Below are 15898 nucleotides of genomic sequence, written 5' to 3'. Positions count from 1 at the left end.
ATGGCACGCAAGTTTTTTGGCACTGATGGCATCCGGGGCCGCACCAATGCAGGCGTCATGACCGCCGCCACCGCAATGAAGGTGGGGCAGGCCGCTGGCACCTATTTCCAGCGTGGCGATCATCGCCACCGTGTGGTGATCGGCAAGGACACGCGCCTTTCAGGCTACATGATGGAAAGCGCGATGGTGGCAGGGTTCACTTCGGTGGGAATGGACGTGGTTCTGCTGGGTCCGATGCCCACGCCTGCCGTCGCCATGCTCGCCCGTTCGATGCGCGCGGATCTTGGCGTGATGATCTCGGCCAGCCACAACCCGTTTGAAGATAACGGCATCAAACTGTTCGGCCCCGATGGCTTCAAGCTTTCCGACGATGCGGAACTCGCCATCGAAGCCATGCTGGAACAGGACATGGTGCTGGCCGATGCCACGCAAGTGGGCCGCGCCCGCCGCATCGAAGACGCACGCGGCCGCTATATCCACGCGGTCAAGGCCAGCCTGCCCGATAATGTGCGGCTGGACGGGCTGCGCATCGTGATCGATTGCGCCAATGGCGCGGCCTATCACGTAACGCCTTCCGCGCTGTGGGAACTGGGCGCAGAAGTGATTGCCATGGGTGTTGAGCCCAATGGCAAGAACATCAACCTCAATGTCGGTTCCACCCATCTTGATGCGATCAAGGCCAAAGTGCGCGAAACCCGCGCCGATATCGGCATTGCGCTGGATGGCGATGCCGACCGGCTGATCGTGGTCGATGAAAAGAGCCAGACAGTGGACGGCGACCAGATAATGGCGCTGATCGGCACGCAATTGCATGCGCGCGGCGAATTGCGCGGCGGCGGCGTGGTGGCCACGGTGATGTCCAACCTTGGCCTCGAACGCCATCTGAACTCGCAGGGGTTGACGCTGGAGCGCACCTCTGTGGGTGATCGCTACGTGCTTGAGCGCATGCGTTCGGGCGGCTTCAACGTGGGCGGCGAACAATCGGGCCACATGATCCTGACCGATCATGCCACCACCGGCGACGGCACGGTTGCCGCGCTGCAAGTGCTTTCGGCGATGGTATCATCGGGCAAACCAGCCAGCGAATTGCTCCACCAGTTCGATCCCGTGCCACAAATCCTCAAGAACGTGCGATTTGCAGGCGGAAAGCCACTGGAGGCGCAAAGCGTCAAGGACGTGATCGCTGCGGCTGAAGCGCGTCTTGCAGGCAAAGGCAGGCTTGTTATCCGGCCATCGGGCACTGAACCCGTCATCCGCGTCATGGCCGAAGGCGATGATGCCGATGAAGTCGAAGCAGTCGTCGATGAAATCTGCAACGCCGTGCGAAAGGCAGCTTGATGCTGGAAATGCGCCCTGATTGCGAACGCTGCGGCACCGATCTTCCTGCCGAAGCGCCCGGCGCATTCATCTGTTCGTTCGAATGCACTTTTTGCGCCGAATGTTCAGACTCGCTGGATGATCGCTGCCCCAATTGCAGCGGCGAGCTGATGGACCGCCCGACCCGCGCCAAAGCCTTGCACGCGAAGAACCCGCCATCTGTGGTGCGCAAATTCCATCCTTCGACAAGCTCAGGATGAGCGGTGTGTGTGAAGCTGCGCAATGTGTGCGATGCAACAATAAATGACCCGCTCATGCTGAGCTTGTCGAAGCATCCGCACAGCCCTAACCCGAAACAATGAACCCTCCCCGTATCCTTTCCATCGCCGGCTCTGATTCAAGCGGCGGTGCCGGTATTCAGGCCGACATCAAGACGATCACCATGCTCGGCGGCTATGCGATGACCGCGATCTGCGCCCTCACCGCGCAGGACACGACCGGCGTCCATGCCGTTCTGCCGGTCGATCCGGCGATGGTGGCCGCGCAGATTGACGCCTGCATCCGGGATATCGGCGTGGATGCGGTGAAGATCGGGATGCTGGGCTCACCTGAAATCGCGGGGGTTGTGGCCGACAAGCTGGCGGGCCTGTCTGTGCCCGTGGTGTTTGATCCCGTGATGATCGCCACCAGCGGTGCCGCGCTGGCTGACGCCTCCACTATCACGGCTTTTGAAAGGCTAATGACGCTGGCCACGCTGACCACGCCCAATGTGCCCGAACTTTTGGCGCTGGGCGGCGATGTGGCCATGCAGGCGCGCGGCATCACCTATATCGCCAAGGGGGGCGATGCCGAGGGAGCCGACGTGATTGACCGGCTGGTGATCCCCGGCCAGCCCGAAATGGTCTGGACCGCGCCGCGCATCAAAACGCGCCACACCCACGGCACCGGCTGCACGATGTCGAGCGCGATTGCCACCTTCCTCGGCCTTGGCGCTTCACTGGAAGAGGCGGTTGAGGATGCGCGCGAATTCGTCCGCGCCGCCCTGCTGGCCGCGCCCGGCTTTGGCGCAGGCCATGGTCCGCTTGGCCATCACGCGGTGCGCTGATCCCACTCCTCGCGGGTCAGCGCGTAATAAACGCTATCGCACCACATATCACCGACCAGCCATGTGCGGGCCTGCCGGTGCGTTTCGGCAAAGGCCAAGCCTTCAAGCAAGCGCATCGAGGCCTTGTTGCGCGGATCGACATCGGCAGTGATACGCGGCAGGTGATGCACCGCAAACCCGCGTGCGACGATGGCCTCCACGGCCTCGCGCCCGATCCCCTGCCCCCACACCGCAGGGTCCAACAGATAGCCGATATCGGGGAAGCGGTAGAACCCCGCTTTGCCGATCACACGGCCTTCGAATTCAACGATAAAATCCTCGCCCAGCGCAGGTTCGATCTGCGCCATGTTCGCCAGCCATTCGCGCGTCTGAACCTCGCTGGCATGCGGCGGTGTGGACCAATAGGCCATCGCGCGCGACTGCTTCATGATGGTGTGCATGGCCGCAAGATCCCCGGACTCATGCACGGGACGCAGCAACAGGCGCTGCGTGCGGATAATGGCCTCAGCCACAGTCGAGATCGTAGAACTTGACGATGTGTGCCCACGCCTCTTCGGCAGTCTCGACCGGCGTAAACAGTTCCAGATCCTCGTAATTGATCACGCCTTCCTCGGCCAGAGCCTCGAAGTTGATCACCCGGTTCCAGTAATCGCCGCCGAACAGCAGGATCGGGATCGGCTTCATCTTGCCGGTCTGGACAAGCGTGAGCAGTTCAAAGAATTCATCGAACGTGCCGAACCCGCCGGGGAACACCGCCACCGCGCGGGCGCGCAGCAGGAAATGCATCTTGCGCAGCGCGAAGTAGTGGAACTGGAACGACAGGTGTGGGGTGACATAGCTGTTGGGCGCTTGTTCATGAGGCAACACGATGTTCAGGCCGATCGATTCGGCACCTGCCTCTTGCGCGCCGCGGTTGGCCGCCTCCATGATCGAAGGGCCGCCGCCCGAACAGATCACGAACTGCCGCTGACCGTCCTCAATCATTCCACAACTGCTGGCTGTATAGGCCAGCTTGCGTGCTTCTTCATAGTATTTCGCCTTGGCCGCGAGCCGCTCGGCCACCGCCTTTTTCTCAGGCGTCGCAGCAGCCGCCAGTGCGACCTCTGCCTCATCAGGCGAAGGGATCCGCGCTGACCCATAGATCACCAAGGTTGAGCCGATCCCGGCCTCGTCCAGCAACATGTCGGGCTTGAGCAGTTCCAACTGAAACCGCACAGGCCGCAATTCTTCACGTAACAAGAAATCGGTATCGCGAAATGCCAGCCGATAAGACGGGTCCTGCTGCTGCGGAGTGGATTTGGGCCGACTGTCTATAAAGCCCGCTTCCTGCTTGGCCTTATAGAACTTGCGCTTGGTCAGATCGTGCTGCTTTTCTTCTTCTGTCATGCCCGTATTAGTCGGACGATCAGTGCAAAAGCGCAAGAGGGCCAAGCAACTGGCCGCAATTTATCAAAAATTTAAAAGAAGATGGATGCCCCGCAAGGATTCGAACCTCGATAGACGGTATCAGAAACCGTAGTCTTACCGTTAGACGACGGGGCAGTGTGGGTGCGCAATTAGGCGGCGAAAAACTGTGAGTCAAGAAGGGTAAACGGCATTTTTGGGGTGCTGGCCTTGCAGGCAAGGCACTGTGTCGTTAGCATTGCTGGCAAGTACCCGGCAGGCATCATGCAGCGCGGGAAAACATAAGTGAATTCGAATCATGGCGGAATACCTTCCGCCAGCCAATGGGCAAGGCGTGGAATCCGGCAAACATAAAGCCGGAAAACATAGGGCCGGCAAAAACAAAGGCAGCCGGAAGAAGGGACGAAGCAAGTCCCGACCGAGCCGCAACAATGCCGGGAGCAGCCTCCCGCCCACATCGGCTGGCACGATCAGCCCGCCCCCGCCAAGGGTGGTCATATCGCCAGAGGCTGCGCAAGCGCCCGTGCGTGCCGTAGAAACCGGTGCCGGTGTAATTGTGCCTGAGCGTGTCGCGCTGTGGCAAAAGCCCCTGCCCTACCATCGACAGGCCTATGCCGCGATTGATCTGGGCACCAACAATTGCCGCCTGTTGATCGCGCGGCCTTCGGGCGAACACTTCGTGGTAATCGATGCATTTAGCCGCGTGGTGCGGCTTGGCGAAGGGCTGGCGCAGACCGGACGGCTTTCGGACGAAGCGATGGACCGCGCGCTGGCAGCGCTCCATGTTTGTGCCGAGAAGCTGCGCAAGCGTAATGTCCATCTGGCACGCTCTGTGGCGACGGAGGCCTGCCGCCGCGCGACCAATGGCGCTGCGTTTATTGAGCGGGTGCGCGAGGAAACCGGCATCCACCTGAACATCATCACCGCGCAAGAAGAAGCGCGGCTGGCTGTGCTGGGCTGCCACATCCTGCTGGAACAGGGCGATGGTCCCGCGATGATCTTTGATATCGGCGGCGGATCGACCGAGATGGTGCTGGTCGAAACGGGCGAAACCGTGCCGCGCATCCTTGATTGGCAATCCGCACCATGGGGCGTCGTCTCGCTGACCGAAAGCATTGGCCCGATTGACGATCACCCCGAGGCGCGTGCCGAGGCCTATGCCGAAATGCGCCGCTGTGTTGACGAAGGCTTTGCCGACTTTGCGGTGCGGGTTTCGCCGATGCGCGAAGTGGCGCTGGCGCAAGAGCGGATTCGCCTGCTGGGCACCAGCGGCACCGTGACTACGCTGGCCAGCCTGCATCTGGAACTGCCGCACTATGACAGGCGGGCGGTGGATGGCCTGATCGTCCCTGCGGATTCGATGCGCGCGATCAGCCAAAGCCTTGCCAAGATGTCCTATGCCGAACGCGTGGCCGTACCCTGCATCGGGCGCGAGCGTTCCGACCTTGTGGTGGCGGGGTGTGCCATCCTCGAATCGATCCTCGATATCTGGCCAGCCGAACGCCTTGGCATTGCCGATCGCGGCATTCGCGAGGGCATCTTGCGCAGCCTTATGGCGAGCGGCGGCGAACCTTCCCGCGCGCCCGCCCAACAACGGAATTTTGTAGCATGAGCCGATCCGGCAAAGACCCGAACGAGCGCTTGCGCACCGCCAAGAAGCGCACGGCCTCCTCGTCGCGCTGGCTGACGCGACAGATCAACGATCCTTACGTGAAGCAAGCCCGCGCCGAAGGATGGCGCAGCCGCGCGGCGTTCAAGCTGATCGAACTGGACGAAAAGTTCAGCCTGCTGCGCAATGCCAAACGCGTTGTCGATCTGGGCATAGCGCCGGGCGGATGGGCGCAAGTCGTGCGCAAGAAGGCTCCCTCGGCCAAGATCGTCGGCATTGATCTGTTGCCGACCGAGCCGATTGAGGGCGTGGTCATCTTAGAGATGGACTTCATGGCCGATGAAGCGCCCGCAGCCCTGCAAGGGGCGCTGGATGGTCCGCCTGATCTGGTGGTCTGCGATATGGCTGCCAATACCTTGGGCCATAAGCAAACCGATCATTTGCGCACGATGGGCCTGGTCGAAACGGCGGTGGACTTTGCGATTACCTCGCTGGCACCGGGCGGAGGGTTTGTCGCCAAAGTGTTCGCAGGCGGGACCGATGCGGAACTGCTGACGATCCTCAAAAAGAACTTCACGACTGTGAAGCATGCCAAGCCGCCGTCCAGCCGCAAGGATTCGTCCGAATGGTATGTGATTGCGCAAGGGTTCAAGGGCAGGCCGGAATAGGCGGCGTTAGGATTTGCCCAGGCGCCTGTCACATCGCGGGACTCACGTAGAATCCCGTAGTCGCACCGTTTGCAGATATGGTTATCGAAACATTACCCGAATGTTCCGGAGCCACCCGATGATGACCGTCCGCAAAATGCTGCTCCCTTTTGCCCTCCTTGGCTTCTCCGGCGAGGCGATGGCACGAGGCTGGAGTGCGGACTGGAAACTTATCGGGGTGGCCGAGGATCGCACCGAGGTTCTGGTGCGGCCCGAATCGGTTCGGGAATTGCCGCCAAGTGCCGATCGCCGGTTCACTGTCCGGCAGGTCTGGGCCGGATTTGATCAAACCGGTGCATCAGGAATCGACGCTGGACGCAAGATTGTCCTGTTCCAATATGATTGCGCCAGCCAGCGCATGCTGATTGCCGCCGCCACCGACTTCACCGCCGATGGCAAAGTGATTGCCCGCAACGCCGTGCCAAGCGACCGGGCTGACCTGTATGAAAAGGTCGAACCCGCGACGCTTGGCGCGACGATCATGGCAACTGCCTGCCCCGCTTAATAGGCAGCGGTAAAGCGGGCGCGCGGGTGGCGGTGCTGTTCGAGCTCGTCCACCATGGCGATGGCATAATCGGCAAAGCTGATCCGGCTTTCACCCTTATCGTCCACTACAAGCTGGTCCGTACCAAGGCGGAATGTGCCGGTGCGCGGGCCTTCTTCGATGAACGCCGCGGGTGAGAAGAACGTCCAGTCCACCTCGGTTTCCTTGCGAATCTCGTTGAGGAACGTGATCCCGCCCAGAATCGCGGGTTTCCATTCTTCGGGCAGGTCCATTGCATCAAACAGGATTTTGCCGGGCGCCACTTCAAGGCTAGCCGCCCCACCGGTGATCAGGAGACGCGGAACGCCTGCCGCTTTGACCGCTGAAAGCAACGTCTGCGCAGTGACATCGAAGTGAATAGCGCTGATCACGGCGTCTACACCGGCAATCAGGCCTGCCAGCGCATCGGGGTTGCTCGCATCGCCTGCGACAGCGGTGACGCCAGACACCGCAGCAATGGCTTCGGGCTTGCGCGCAATGGCGATTACTTCGTGTCCACGGCGCGAAAGCTCGGCGGTGATTTCTGATCCGGCACGGCCACTAGCGCCCAAAACTGCAACTTTCATCGGGATATCTCCTTGGTGGTTTCCAATGGATACCAAGTGCGATATGGATGCCAGTCATGCAAGAAGGCACAATTTCCATACCTGGTCACCACGAGGTAACCCCGCTCCCGCCGATCTATCTGCGCGGCGATGTCTACGCCGCCAATTGCCCCACCCGGCAGTTGCTGGACCGTATCGCCGATAAATGGAGCGCGCTGATCCTGCTGCTGCTTTCGCAAGAGGACCTGCGCTTCAACACGCTGAAGCGGCGGATTGAGGGCGTGAGCCAGAAGATGCTCAGCCAGACGCTGCGATCATTGGAGCGCGACGGGCTCGTCAGCCGCGCGGTCGAGCCGACGGTGCCCGTGACGGTGACTTATGCGATCACGCCGCTTGGCCGCGGGCTGATCATCGCGATGCGCGGCATGATCGACTGGGCCGAAACCTGCATGATCGAGGTAGCCGCTGCCCAGCGCGCCTATGATCTGCGCAATCCACCGCAGCCATAATGCAAAAGGCGCCCGGATTGCTCCCGACGCCCTTTGCATGATTCGCGCAAAGCTGCCTTACTGTGCAGCAGCTTCCGAGGGCGCTGCTTCGACAGCTGCACCAGAAGCGCTTGCATCCGCGGGCGCTGCTTCTGCGGCAGGAGCCGCTTCAGCGGCGGGCAGCGGCAGGTTTGAGCCGAGCGAGTTGAGATAGAGAATCACGTTGGCGCGATCTTCGCCCTTGGCGAGACCGGCGAACGACATCTTGGTGCCAGCGGCGAATGCCTTGGGATTCTTCAGCCAAGCATCAAGCGTGGTGAAATCCCAATTGCCGCCGTGCCCTGCAAGATCTGCCGAATAGGCAAAGCCCGCAACAGACTTGCCTACAGGCTTGCCAACAATCCCATAGAGGGCAGGCCCGATGCCGTTAGCACCACCTTGGGTGGCAACATGGCATGCTTTGCACTTGGCAAAAACAGCTTCACCCTTGGCGATGTCGCCCGTGGCAAGCAGGGTTGCCAATGGCACTTCCTTTTCAGCGCCAGCCGCAGCTTCTTCTTCTACGCCTTCAATCGCATAGCCCATCTTTTCAGGGCGATGCTCCTTATCAGCAAGGAAATAGTGTCCCGAAAGGCTGGAGAGGCCCAGAGCAACGATGCCCCCGAACAAAGCCCATCCAGCGATGGTGTTGAAACGGTCGTCCATTTACGAACCCCATTGGCGCACGCCGACACCTTGTCGACCCCCGCGCGAGTTGCGGCTCGCTCTAGTCAGACCCCCGCCCAAGTGCAAGATGCTTTGACGCGCAAAATGACAAGAAGCGGGATCACGCCCTTGCCGCAAGGGGCACGGAGGCTTAATCGCACAGTCACTATGCAGAGTTATCCCGCACCCGCGCTCGTCCTTGTCGAACAAATGGCCGCCGCTGCCGCCGCCGATCCGGCGCGTGCCGTATCGTTTCAAGGTGCCCCGGGCGCAAATTCGCACCGCGCCGCGATGGAAGCCCTGCCCGATTGCTTGCCACTGCCGTGCTTTTCTTTCGAAGATGCACTGGATGCGGTGAAAGAGGGCCGCGCGGGTCAGGCTATCATCCCCATCGAAAACTCGCAGCATGGGCGCGTTGCCGACATCCACTTCCTGCTGCCTGAAAGCGGTTTGTCGATTGTCGGCGAACACTTCTTGGAGATTCATGCCAGCCTGATGGCGCTTGGCGACGGACCATTCACTGCCGCTTACAGCCACCCGCAAGCGCTGGGCCAATCGCGATTCTATCTGCGAGCACGCGGCATCGTGCCGATGAGCTATGCCGATACGGCGGGCGCTGCGGCCTATGTTGCCGAGCTGGGCGATCCCGGCGTTGCAGCGCTTGCCCCGCGAATCGCGGCGGAGCTCTATGGCCTCAAAGTGATCGAGGACAACGTCGAGGACGCGCACGATAACACCACGCGATTCGTTATCCTGTCCAAGACCCCGCTTGACCCTGCTGCCATGGCTGCGCCAGCCATGACCACGTTCGTATTCGAAGTGCGCAACATTCCAGCCGCGCTTTACAAGGCACTGGGCGGTTTCGCCACGAATGGCGTCAACATGACCAAGCTGGAAAGTTACCAGCGCGGGGCAAGTTTTGCCGCAACCGAATTCTTCGCCGATATTGTTGGCGCTCCGGGTGATCCGGCGGTGGACCGCGCTTTTGAAGAGCTTGAGTATTTCGCCAAGCACCTGCGCATGCTCGGAACCTACCCGATGGAGCGTATCCGGGGTTAGTTATACTTGCCCGGATCGCCTGTGCGTGTAACCACTACGTCCGTGACAGCAGCAGCCCCGGCAAACACTTCAAGCGATGACGCTGCTGCGGCGGAAAAGGCATGGGCCTCGCTGCGTGATGCCGGTGACATCCAATTCGCGCCCGTTCCGCCCGATCCGGCTCCTGTAGTGCCCGAATGGCTAAAGGCGATTGGCCGCTTTCTGGATTGGCTCCTGTCTCCGTTCGGACAGATGCTGGGTGTGAATTGGGGCTGGATCGAAATGGCCTTGCTCATCAGCGCGGGGCTTGGCGTCGCCTGGATCGCGTGGGCACTGCTCTGGCCAATGTGGCGCGATCGCAAAGGCCGAATCAAGGCAGTGGCTCCCGATTGGACGCCAGCGCGCGAAGAAGCGCTTGCCCTGCTCGAAGATGCTGACCGGCTGGCCGCCGAAGGGCGCTATGACGAAGCCGCACATCTGCTGCTTCAGCGCAGCATCGGCCAGATCGCCCGCGCGCGTCCCGACTGGCTATCGCCATCCAGCACCGCGCGCGAAATCGGCGCGATCATGGCCCTGCCGCAAAGCGCCCGCCACGCCTTTGCCGAGATTGCCGGATTGGTAGAGCGTGCCCGCTACGCCCTGCGCCGCCTGAACGCCGAAGATTGGTCTGCGGCACGCGCGGCTTACGCACGATTCGCGCTGGAACGGCTTGAGGTTGCGGCATGAGCGCTGCGGCATCCCCCTTCCCGCGCTCAACCGTAATTGGCATGCTGCTGGTCGGTGCCTTGGCCTTTGTCGGCCTGCTATGGTTCATGGGCAACAATACCGGCGGTAGCGGCAACAATGGCGGCGCGCATGTCGGCGGGTATGGCCTGAACGGCTATGCCGGGATCGCCCGGATGCTGGAGGATGAGGGGCTGGATGTGATCCGCCAGCGCAACCGCAAAGCGCTGGAATCGCAAAACGGGCTGCTGATCCTTACACCTCCGGCAGAGGCAGATGGCAAAGAGATTGCCCGGATCATCGAAACACGGCGCTATATCGGGCCGACGATTGTGGTCACGCCCAAGTGGACCGCGGTGGGTGTAAATTCCCAAAAGGCCAAACGCGGCTGGGTGCAGGTGATCGATACTTCAGCACCGAACTGGCAAGGTTTTGCCGATGATGTGACGGTGGACATTGGCACCGACAAATCCCCTCCGGTCGGCGGCTGGCGTGTAGGAACGCGGCTGGGACCATTGCCGGATCAGCGGCGGGTAGAGACGGGATCGGGCAAAGGCTTGGTGCCGATCATAAATGCGGGCAACGGCAAAGTGCTGGCGGCGTGGCTGGATGATGATGGCTATTACCCCGCACTCAACACCTTTGCCGGGATAAACCCTGCATACGGTGGCGAGGATGAAGACCGTTATCCGGTGGTGCTGGTGTTTGAGCCGGACTTGCTCGACAACTGGGGCTTGGCTGACAAGACCACCGCGCTGATGGCGCGCGATCTGATCCTTGCCACGGCTGACAACCGCAGCCAACCGTTCGCTTTCGACATGACATTCAACGGCTTTGGCGCAAACCGCAACCTTTTGACGCTGGCGTTCGAGCCACCGTTTCTGGCCGCCACGCTCTGCCTGATTTTGGCCGCGCTGGCAGTGGCTTGGCGCGCGTTCTACCGCTTTGGCCCTGCGCTGCAAAGCGGGCCGGAGATCGCCAATGGAAAGGCCGCGCTGGTGGCCAATGCCGCTGGTCTTATCCGGCGCACAGGTCGCGTCCACCTTGTCGCCACGCCCTATGCCGATGCGACGCGGGAACGGCTAGCGGTGGTGCTCGGCCTGCCGCGCGGGCAATCGGCAGAGGCCATCGAAAAGCTGATCGACGCTGCGCAAGACCGGCGTGGCCTTGGCGGACCCCGTTTTTCCGCCGCCGCTGCGCATTTGCGCGCCGCGCGCAAACCCCATGAACTAACCCGGCGTGCTGCCGTGGTGCATCAGATCGAGAAGGACCTGACGTGAGCGATATGACCCTTGAGGAGCTGGGCACACTGGCCGCGAAGATTCGCAGCGAAGTGGGCAAGGCCGTGGTCGGACAGGAAGCGGTGCTCGACCATCTGCTCGTCGCGCTGTTTGCTGGCGGCCATGTGCTGCTCGAAGGCCCTCCCGGCACCGCCAAGACGTTCCTTGCGCAATGCCTTGCCACCACGCTCGGGCTTGATTTCGGGCGCATCCAGTTCACGCCGGATCTGATGCCGGGCGATATTCTGGGCTCCAACCTGTTCAACTTTCAGACCAGCCAGTTCACCCTTACGCGCGGGCCGATTTTCCACGAACTGTTGCTGGCCGATGAAATCAACCGCACCCCGCCCAAAACGCAGGCCGCACTGCTCGAAGCGATGCAGGAGCGCCGCGTCACCTTGGATGGCGAGGCGCACGCGCTGTCTGACCGCTTCATGGTCGTCGCCACACAGAACCCCATCGAAAGCCAGGGCGTCTATCCCCTGCCCGAAGCGCAGCTTGACCGCTTCTTGTTCAAACTGCTGGTCGGCTATCCCTCGGCGGAGGAAGAAGCCCGCATTGTCACGCGTTATGGCCAAGGACGCGGCGCGCCCAAGCCTGCGGAGATGGGGATCGTGGCTGTAACCGACGGCGATGAATTGGCGCGTGCCAATGCCGCCGTGGCCTCGGTCACGCTGGCCGAATCGATTGTCGATTATGTTGTGCGGCTGGTGCGCGCCACCCGCGAGACCGGCGATCTGTTTGCCGGTGCCTCGCCCCGCGCCGCCGTGCTGCTGGCAGGGGCCGCGCGCGCCCGCGCCGCGCTTGATGGCCGCAACTATGTGATCCCCGACGATGTGAAGGCGCTGGCTACCGCCGTGTTGCGCCATCGCCTGCTGCTCAGCCCTGCGGCAGAGATCGAGGGCAAGCAGGTCGAGGCGATTGTTGCGGTTTTGGTGGAAAGCACGGAAGCGCCGCGTTGAGCGCACCGCCCGCCTTGTTGCCGACACGGACGGCGGTGCTGATGGTCGCAGGGCTTGCCCCGCTGGCGCTCATCCTTGCCGCTGCGGCACCCGGCGCGTGGATCGCCGCGCCCGCATTGGGTGGCGCGCTGCTGGTGCTGGTGCTGCTCGACGGGGTGTTTGCGGGCGCTTTGGCAGATTTGCGCGTGATCGTGCCCGCCGATGCCGAAGTTGGTGAAGCCACCGCGCTGACCGTGCTGGCCGACCTTACCCGCGCAGGCCCTCGCGCGCGGGCCGAAGCCGCGCTGGAATGTGGCCCGCGCCTCGCACCCGGAGGCCGCATAGCCCTCACCCTCGCGCCTCTGGACGGCGCTTGGAGCGGAACGACAGACTTGCACCCGAACAGGCGCGGCACCGGCGCTGTCAGCCGCGTATGGCTGCGCTGGAGCGGCCCGCTCGGGCTTGCCCACCGCCAGACCAGCCGCGCGCTCGATAGCGCGGTGCGCATCTGGCCCAATATCGCCCCGGTGCGCAGCCCCGCGCTGCAATTGTTCCTGCGCGATGCCCAGTTCGGCATGATCGCCCGCCGTATCCGTGGCGAAGGCACCGATTTTGAGGCACTGGCCGAATACGAACCCGGCATGGACCGCCGCCGGATCGATTGGAAAAGCTCCGCCCGCCACGCCCGCCTCTATGCCAAGGAATACGAGGTCGAGCGCAACAACCAGATCGTCTTCGCGTTCGATTGCGGGCAGGCAATGTGCGAACCCATCGATGGCCTGCCGCGCATCGATCGCGCCGTCACCGCCGCGCTGACCACCGCCTATGTCGCATTGAAGGCGCAAGACCGCGTCGCCCTGTTCGGCTTTGCGGCAAGGCCCGAAGTCGCGACGCCCTTCGTCACCTCCAGCCGCGATTTCGCGCGGTTGCAACGCGCTGCGGCAGGGCTGGAATATCACTACGGCGAGGCCAACTTTACCCTCGCTCTGTCCACACTCGCCGCCCGCCTGCAACGCCGCTCGCTGATCGTGCTGTTCTCGGATTTCGCCGATCCCACCAGCGCCGAACTGATGGTCGAAAATGTCGGGCGGCTGGTGGAACGCCATGTCGTGCTGTTCGTGGTGATGTCCGATGCCGATCTGGCGCGGATCGTCTCGGCACCGGTTGTGGATATGGACAGCGTAGGCCAAGCCGTCACCGCCACATCGCTGATCCGCCAGCGCGCCTTGGTGCTGCAACGGCTGCGCCAGCTTGGCGTGCGCGTGATTGAAGCCCCGCATGACAAGATCGGCACGCGGCTGCTCGATGCCTATCTTACCGTAAAGCGCGAAGGGCGGATCGGATGACGCCAGCTAATGCCACCATCGCGCAGAAGATTGGCGGCTGGTTCTCCAAAGCCCCCGAACAAGCGGTTGCGGCAGAGCAAGCCGCGCTGCGTTCTGACCGGTTCCGGCTGGAGCGTGAAGGCGAATGGAAGCGGCTGGAAGCCGTGGTCACACAGATGGAAGCAGGCCGGATGCGGCGCGTTTCGGACGAGGACCTGCTCGCCCTGCCCGCGCTTTATCGCACTGCCGCCTCCAGCCTTTCGATTGCGCGCGAAACCTCGCTCGATGCCGCGCTGATCGCCTATCTTGAGACGCTGACCCAGCGTGCGTGGTTCCTCGTCTATGGTCCGCGCGCCTCGCTCTGGTCGTGGTTCAAGCGCTTCCTTGGCGGGGAATGGAGCGCCTCGGTGCGCGCCATGGGCAGCGATATCCTGATCGCGCTGGCGCTGATGGTGGCGGGCACCGTGGTCGGCTGGATGCTTGTCGAGGCAAACCCCGATTGGTACTATTCGCTCGTCTCATCCGGATTTGCCGATGAACGCGTGCCCGGGGCCAGCCAGGAAGTGCTGCGCGGCACGCTGTTCGGCCATCAGGATAAGGACGGGTTGACCCTGTTCGCCGCAGCACTGTTCAGCAACAATGCGCAAGTTTCGATCATGTGCTTCGCATTGGGCTTTGCCTTCGGCCTGCCCACTATGCTGCTGCTGATCCACAATACCGCATTGCTGGGCGCGATGCTGTGGCTCTATCACGGCAAAGGCCTGACGCTCGATTTCGTCGGCTGGCTGTCGATTCACGGCACGACCGAACTGTTCGCGATCCTGCTGGCGGGCGCGGCGGGACTGCATATCGGGCGCGCGATGGCCTTTCCCGGCAATGCCTCGGTCCTTGATGCCGCTGCTGCTGCCGGACGGCGCGCGGCGCAAGTGATGACCGGCGTTGTCCTGATGCTGATCGTTGCCGCCGTGCTTGAAGGCTTTGCCCGCCAACTGGTGGACGACACGCCCGCGCGCCTCACCGTGGGCGGGTTCATGCTGGTGTTCTGGATCGGCTATTTCTTTGCCTTCCGGCGCGGAGTGCGCGTGTGATGGCGCTCTCATGGCCCAAACGCCGCCAGCCGGTGACCGGAACACCGCTCGATTACGATGGCAAACGGCGACGAATCGTAACCACGCCCGAAGGCGTGTCGCTGCCTTTCCTGCTCGCCTCGCGCGGGGCGCGGGCGGGTGCGCTGATGATAGACCTGACGATGATTGTCGGCGCGATGATCGGGATGACGCTGATCCTGTTCAAGATCGCCGAAGCCACAGGCATCAATCTGGAAGACGGCAAGGGCCCGGCCGCCCGCGCGGTGCAGGCACTGGCCGTCATCTGGATCATTGCGCTGTTCCTGTTCCGCAACGCATGGTTCCTGTTCTTCGAACTGGGCCCGCGCGGGGCAACTCCGGGCAAGCGTATCGTCGGCATTCGCGTGGCCGCGCGCGGCAGTGCCAGCGGGGGGGCAAGTGCTGGCGCGCGGCTGACAACCGAGGCCGTGATCGCGCGCAATCTGGTGCGCGATATCGAACTGTTCATGCCGGTTATCTTCATCGTGTCTGCCATGGCCGATGATGGTGATGCTGGCGTTGCCAGTTGGGCTGGAGTCATCTGGTTCCTGATCTTCGTGCTGTTCCCGTTCTTCAACCGGGACCGTTTGCGCTGCGGTGATCTGATCGCGGGGACATGGGTCGTCGAAGCGCCAAAGCGCAAGCTGGAGCAGGCGCTCTCGGTCAGCGATGCCGCGCGCGGCCAGTCGCAAACAACCGGCGCGCAATACCGCTTCAGCGACGCAGACCTTGCCGTCTATGGCGAGTTCGAACTGCAAACGCTCGAACGCGTCCTGCGCGAAAACCGCGAAGAAGCGCTGGTCGATGTGGCGCAAACGATCTGCCGCAAGATCGGCTGGAGCGCCGGTGCGGGCGACGAACGCGCCTTCCTCGAGGCCTATTACGCCCAACTGCGCGCGCGGCTGGAAACCGGCATGCGCTTTGGCAAACGCAAGGCCGATAAACACAGCGGCGGTTAAAACGCAAAAAGGCCCCGCAAGCTTGCGGGGCCTTTCGTTTGTGGGGCTTTGCCGGAAGCTTTACAGCTTGCCGGTCAATTCCGGGACGAGTGTGAAGAGATC

General features: G+C 62.4%; 18 protein-coding genes and 1 tRNA gene. 14 read left to right on the top strand and 5 right to left on the bottom strand.

All coding sequences use genetic code 11. The annotated features are described in order from the left end of the window. From glmM to thiD, 3 genes are all read left to right on the top strand, one after another. The gene (gene glmM / locus IP81_RS15280) at nucleotides 1-1338 is read left to right on the top strand and encodes a phosphoglucosamine mutase (protein ID WP_054108880.1); all 1338 of its coding nucleotides are present in this window, start codon (nucleotides 1-3) and stop codon (nucleotides 1336-1338) included. Next, the gene (locus IP81_RS15275; RefSeq protein WP_054108879.1) at nucleotides 1338-1577 is read left to right on the top strand and encodes a DUF1272 domain-containing protein; all 240 of its coding nucleotides are present in this window, start codon (nucleotides 1338-1340) and stop codon (nucleotides 1575-1577) included. Before glmM ends, IP81_RS15275 begins: the two co-directional genes overlap by 1 nt. 98 nt (nucleotides 1578-1675) lie before the next feature. Further along, nucleotides 1676-2422 (top strand): bifunctional hydroxymethylpyrimidine kinase/phosphomethylpyrimidine kinase, encoded by a 747-nt coding sequence (thiD, locus tag IP81_RS15270; protein WP_054108878.1) that lies wholly within the window; start codon nucleotides 1676-1678, stop codon nucleotides 2420-2422. On the opposite strand, the gene IP81_RS15265 is transcribed toward thiD, so the two are convergent. The 3 genes from IP81_RS15265 to IP81_RS15255 all read right to left on the bottom strand — a co-directional run bounded on the left by IP81_RS15265 (nucleotide 2407) and on the right by IP81_RS15255 (nucleotide 3964). Continuing rightward, nucleotides 2407-2934: a GNAT family N-acetyltransferase gene (locus IP81_RS15265; RefSeq protein ID WP_054108877.1), complete on the bottom strand. Its 528-nt coding sequence runs from the start codon at nucleotides 2932-2934 to the stop codon at nucleotides 2407-2409. The genes thiD and IP81_RS15265 overlap by 16 nt on opposite strands. Beyond that, nucleotides 2927-3808: a TIGR00730 family Rossman fold protein gene (locus IP81_RS15260; protein WP_054108876.1), complete on the bottom strand. Its 882-nt coding sequence runs from the start codon at nucleotides 3806-3808 to the stop codon at nucleotides 2927-2929. Before IP81_RS15260 ends, IP81_RS15265 begins: the two co-directional genes overlap by 8 nt. Nucleotides 3809-3890: 82 nt before the next feature. Then, a tRNA-Gln gene (locus IP81_RS15255) sits at nucleotides 3891-3964 on the bottom strand. A 160-nt stretch (nucleotides 3965-4124) separates the two neighbouring features. On the opposite strand from IP81_RS15255, the gene IP81_RS15250 reads away from it, so the two are divergent. The 3 genes from IP81_RS15250 (at nucleotide 4125) to IP81_RS15240 (ending at nucleotide 6647) form a co-directional block, all read left to right on the top strand. Continuing rightward, nucleotides 4125-5438: a Ppx/GppA phosphatase family protein gene (locus IP81_RS15250; RefSeq protein WP_054108875.1), complete on the top strand. Its 1314-nt coding sequence runs from the start codon at nucleotides 4125-4127 to the stop codon at nucleotides 5436-5438. Then, nucleotides 5435-6103, top strand: coding sequence for an RlmE family RNA methyltransferase (locus IP81_RS15245; RefSeq protein WP_054108874.1), 669 nt, complete (start codon nucleotides 5435-5437; stop codon nucleotides 6101-6103). Before IP81_RS15250 ends, IP81_RS15245 begins: the two co-directional genes overlap by 4 nt. 118 nt (nucleotides 6104-6221) lie before the next feature. Next, complete coding sequence (locus IP81_RS15240) at nucleotides 6222-6647, top strand: surface-adhesin E family protein (RefSeq protein ID WP_157573282.1); 426 nt, start codon at nucleotides 6222-6224, stop codon at nucleotides 6645-6647. On the opposite strand, the gene IP81_RS15235 is transcribed toward IP81_RS15240, so the two are convergent. Further along, a complete protein-coding gene (locus IP81_RS15235; protein WP_197274659.1) occupies nucleotides 6644-7252 on the bottom strand; it encodes an NAD(P)-dependent oxidoreductase in 609 nt (202 codons plus the stop codon). The two genes, IP81_RS15240 and IP81_RS15235, sit on opposite strands and share 4 nt — an antisense overlap. Before the next feature lie 56 nt (nucleotides 7253-7308). Between IP81_RS15235 and IP81_RS15230 the strand changes: the two genes are divergently transcribed. Beyond that, nucleotides 7309-7740, top strand: a complete 432-nt coding sequence (locus IP81_RS15230) for a helix-turn-helix domain-containing protein (protein WP_082356214.1) — start codon at nucleotides 7309-7311, stop codon at nucleotides 7738-7740. 57 nt (nucleotides 7741-7797) lie between these two features. On the opposite strand, the gene IP81_RS15225 is transcribed toward IP81_RS15230, so the two are convergent. Then, a complete protein-coding gene (locus IP81_RS15225) occupies nucleotides 7798-8424 on the bottom strand; it encodes a cytochrome c family protein (protein ID WP_054108872.1) in 627 nt (208 codons plus the stop codon). A 168-nt stretch (nucleotides 8425-8592) separates the two neighbouring features. Here IP81_RS15225 and IP81_RS15220 point away from each other — a divergent pair, with 168 nt between their 5' ends. Genes IP81_RS15220 through IP81_RS15190 form a run of 7 tightly spaced genes read left to right on the top strand, consistent with a single transcriptional unit; the run spans nucleotide 8593 to nucleotide 15796 of the window. Next, nucleotides 8593-9483 (top strand): prephenate dehydratase, encoded by an 891-nt coding sequence (locus IP81_RS15220; RefSeq protein ID WP_054108871.1) that lies wholly within the window; start codon nucleotides 8593-8595, stop codon nucleotides 9481-9483. Nucleotides 9484-9504: 21 nt separating this feature from the next. Beyond that, complete coding sequence (locus IP81_RS15215; RefSeq protein WP_231626916.1) at nucleotides 9505-10188, top strand: DUF4129 domain-containing protein; 684 nt, start codon at nucleotides 9505-9507, stop codon at nucleotides 10186-10188. Next, complete coding sequence (locus IP81_RS15210; RefSeq protein WP_054108869.1) at nucleotides 10185-11465, top strand: hypothetical protein; 1281 nt, start codon at nucleotides 10185-10187, stop codon at nucleotides 11463-11465. The genes IP81_RS15215 and IP81_RS15210 overlap by 4 nt, the downstream gene beginning before the upstream one ends. 5 nt (nucleotides 11466-11470) lie before the next feature. Further along, a complete protein-coding gene (locus IP81_RS15205) occupies nucleotides 11471-12427 on the top strand; it encodes a MoxR family ATPase (protein WP_054108923.1) in 957 nt (318 codons plus the stop codon). Nucleotides 12428-12468: 41 nt separating this feature from the next. Next, entirely contained in the window at nucleotides 12469-13752 is a 1284-nt protein-coding gene (locus tag IP81_RS15200; protein WP_054108922.1) for a DUF58 domain-containing protein, read from the top strand. Next, the gene (locus IP81_RS15195) at nucleotides 13749-14819 is read left to right on the top strand and encodes a stage II sporulation protein M (RefSeq protein WP_054108868.1); all 1071 of its coding nucleotides are present in this window, start codon (nucleotides 13749-13751) and stop codon (nucleotides 14817-14819) included. The genes IP81_RS15200 and IP81_RS15195 overlap by 4 nt, the downstream gene beginning before the upstream one ends. Next, nucleotides 14819-15796, top strand: a complete 978-nt coding sequence (locus tag IP81_RS15190; protein WP_054108867.1) for an RDD family protein — start codon at nucleotides 14819-14821, stop codon at nucleotides 15794-15796. The genes IP81_RS15195 and IP81_RS15190 overlap by 1 nt, the downstream gene beginning before the upstream one ends. Nucleotides 15797-15898 lie beyond the last annotated feature (102 nt).

Source organism: Novosphingobium sp. AAP83 (assembly GCF_001295795.1).
Classification (GTDB): domain Bacteria; phylum Pseudomonadota; class Alphaproteobacteria; order Sphingomonadales; family Sphingomonadaceae; genus Novosphingobium.
This window is presented reverse-complemented; position numbering and strand designations above follow the sequence as displayed.